3 protein-coding genes are annotated in these 3,428 nt (G+C 58.8%); 2 read left to right on the top strand and 1 reads right to left on the bottom strand.

The features are described from left to right. Positions 1–471, top strand: a 471-nt coding sequence (locus WBQ77_RS04860; RefSeq protein WP_424059159.1) for a SagB/ThcOx family dehydrogenase, incomplete at its 5' end; no start/stop codon positions are given. A 636-nt stretch (positions 472–1,107) separates the two neighbouring features. After that, complete coding sequence (locus WBQ77_RS04855) at positions 1,108–2,478, top strand: amidohydrolase family protein (RefSeq protein WP_424059157.1); 1,371 nt, start codon at positions 1,108–1,110, stop codon at positions 2,476–2,478. Between the two features lie 97 nt (positions 2,479–2,575). On the opposite strand, the gene WBQ77_RS04850 is transcribed toward WBQ77_RS04855, so the two are convergent. Then, positions 2,576–3,310 (bottom strand): TIGR02206 family membrane protein, encoded by a 735-nt coding sequence (locus tag WBQ77_RS04850; protein WP_424059155.1) that lies wholly within the window; start codon positions 3,308–3,310, stop codon positions 2,576–2,578. Between the last annotated feature and the right edge of the window lie 118 nt (positions 3,311–3,428).

Genomic DNA, 3,428 nt, shown 5'->3' with positions numbered 1-3,428 from the left:
CTTCTATGGTCTGCCCAAGGCGTGACCGACCCGGCAGGCCTCAGAACAGCGCCCTCCGCGGGCGCGCTCTATCCGCTTGAACTCCACTTAGTGGTTGGCGAGGTCACTGAACTCCCAGCCGGTGTGTACCGGTACCAAGTCGATAGCCACCAACTCGCGAGGGTGGCAACAGGCGACCGGCGGACGACACTCAGCGGCGCCGCCTTTGGCCAGAGCTGGATCGCAAGAGCCGCGGCCGTGTTGGTCATCTCCGCAGTATATGATCGAACGACAGTCAAATACGGTCGTCGTGGCCCTCTTTACGTACACCTGGAGGCCGGCCATGTAGCGCAGAACGTGGCCTTGCAGGCGGTTGCTCTGGACCTTGGCATGACGCCCGTCGGCGCTTTCGACGACCAGCGCGTCAAGTCCGTGGTCGAGATGGCCGATCGCGAAGGGCCTCTTTATCTCCTACCTCTCGGCAGAACCTGACTCTATGTGGCGCACTGCTTTTCCCGCGATACCGTCAAAACGACGTCTGCTAACTTAATTGGACATCTGGATGCCACGGCAATCACAACAAACTCCTCACATCCGATATCAACATTGGATTTTTAAGCTTCCCTTTGTTCAACGGTATCGCGGAATGGTCGTCGCGCGAACGATTCTGTTCAAGAATGCTAAGACGGAAATCACACCAGCATTGCTCCGACATGAGCTAGCTCACGTGGAGCAGATAGATCGATACGGAATTACCCGTTTCTATCTCATCTATTTTTGCGACTACTTGGCCAACCTTTGGCGCTTGCGCGATCACGATGCTGCCTATCGGCATATAAGATTTGAAAGGGAGGCTCGCGAGCTGGAACGGCTCGAGCGGATCTGTGAGCGGTGATTGGTTGGGGCGGCAATCGCCGCTCTTGAGCACACACACTGTAAGGTCTGCTCTGGGTTATTGGCGGCCCTCAGAACAGGACACAGCCACGTCCGGTTAACGCCCATAACCAGACATTCCCGCACTAACGATCAATGTCCGCTAAGTGCCAAAAGCAGACATCAGGTGCTTCCGGTTCCGTCAATTTTCCATTACAACGCAGCGCCGAAAGTAAGGTTCTCAGGGAGAAAATCATGCTCTGTGTTCGGGCCCTTGTCGCCACCTTCTTTGCCGCCTGCCTACTTGCGTTGATGATTTATCCAGTCCCGGTATCTGCCGCCGAGGATAAGCCCAAGCCTCAAGTTCTGTTCATCAACGTGAATGTCTTCGACGGCAAGAGCGACAAGCTCGCCGAAGGGATGAGCGTGCTAGTCGAAGGTAACCTCATTAAGAAGATCGCCAAGGGCGACACTGAGGTCCGCGACGATGCAAAGGTGATCGATGGCGGCGGGCGCACGCTGATGCCCGGACTCATGGACGCGCATGTACATCTTGCCCTGGTGCGGCGGCCGGGCGAGATCCTGAACGACTACGACTGGATGTATGTCGGCGCGCTTTCCAACGAGCAGGCTGAGGAGATGCTCATGCGCGGCTTCACCACCGTACGCGACATTGGCGGCCCGACCGTGGGCCTGCACCGGGCCATCGAGGAAGGTTATGTCGTCGGTCCGCGCCTCTTCTCCTCCGGTCCCTACATCACCCAGACCTCGGGCCACGGCGACTTCCGCAATTACAACGACCTCCACCCTGGCATCTACGGCCAGTATTCGCTGATGGAGATGCAAGGCTGGCTCATCATGGCGGATGGCGCCCCGGAGGTGACCCGGGCGGTCCGCGAAGCGCTGCGCTACGGCGCCAAGCAGATCAAGATGATGGCCGGCGGCGGCGTGTCCTCACCCTACGATCCGCTGCACACCGTTCAGGGCGGCCCCGAGGAATTCAGCGCTGCCGTCAAGGCTGCGGAGCAATGGGGCACCTATGTCGCGGTTCACGCATACACCGACGAGGCCGTGCGGCAGGCGGTCGAAGCCGGCGTCATGTGCATCGAACATGGGCCATTCCTGACCGAGGATACGATGAAGCTGATGGCCGAGAAGGGTGTGTTCCTCGCCCCGACCGCACGCATCTCCCTGACCTCGCCCGAAGATGTTGGGCTCGACCCCAACAGCGGCACCGCAGCCAAGCTGCGACAGGTCAACGAGGGTGCGGCCAACCAGCTCAAATGGGCCAAGGAATACGGTGTCACCCTAGTGTTCTCGACCGACCAGTTCGGCGCACCTGAAAATTTCAAGGAGCAGAGCAACGAGTTCCTGACGCTCGCCGAAGTGTTCGAACCGGTCGAAGTCCTGAGAATGGCGACGAGCAACGTCGCGGCGCTCTTGGATTTGAGCGGTGAGTTGAACCCGTACCGCGAGGGGACGCTCGGCGTGATCGAGGATGGCGCCTATGCCGACATCATCCTGGTCGAGGGTGATCCGACTCGGGACGTGACGATCCTTTCAGACTACGAGAACAAGATCGACCTGATCATGAAGGACGGCAAGATCTACAAGAACACGCTCTGATGTCCGCTTTGGGTCATCAGCAGACATTGGCAGGCTGACTGAGATTGTCCGGTCTATCCCGTAAAGCGGACATGCTGAGCATCGGATATGCTGCCGCTCATGTCGGCTTGTGCGATGCGCGCCCCCGCCATGGCAAAACCAAGATCGCAAAGCCCGCGGCTGCCAGAGCAACGACAATGAGTGCTCGCCAGGGCCAGGGGCCGAGCGCGTCGACAAAGGGAGGGACTCTTGCGGGGGGAGAATTGCCGAGAAAGCCAAAATTCGTGCCGAACTCGAGATTCAGGGGAACGACGATCGCGAGATAGAGTGCGCTCACCACATAGACGCGCCAGAGGTCCTGCCAATTAGGCCGGAAGCCGACCACCGCGAGATCATACACGGCGCAGGCAAGGACAATCGTGTGCTGTGCCCAGAACAACCAGAAGAAGACGCCAGCCGGGCCAGTCGTCAGAGTCGGCTGAACAAAAGCCTGGGTGGTAAGCGCAAAGGTCCAAAAATAAGCCGTCGCTCTCAGCCAGCGATTGAGGGTGAGCAACGCAAGCGGCGCGATCAGGTTATTGAGTTCGCAGATATGCAGCGGCAGGCCGGACGGGAGGTCGAGCCCATGGCGGTACCACAGCATGGTGTAAGAGACGACCCAATACGCGATCGCGAAAACACCGAGCGCGCGCCGCAAGTCTGTTTTCCTGGTGTCGGACAGGGTATGGCCGATCCCAGCAAGGGCGGCAACCGCCAAGACGCAGACGAAGACGCTGACAAGGTGCAGTCCACTATAGGGAACGAACCTGTCCCATGCGCCGGCGAAAACCAGGTTGATCGAAGAGATGGTCATGTCGCGTTAGGCGGCTCGGCGGCATTGTGAACTGTGAATTTAGTCGGCCAATGTCCGCTTTGGGTCATTAGCGGGCATTGTCAGAGTAAATTGGCTTGAGGCTCCTAACGAGGATCCT

Origin of the sequence: Methyloceanibacter sp. (assembly GCF_049590335.1) — a bacterium.
Lineage (GTDB): Bacteria > Pseudomonadota > Alphaproteobacteria > Rhizobiales > Methyloligellaceae > Methyloceanibacter.
This window is presented reverse-complemented; position numbering and strand designations above follow the sequence as displayed.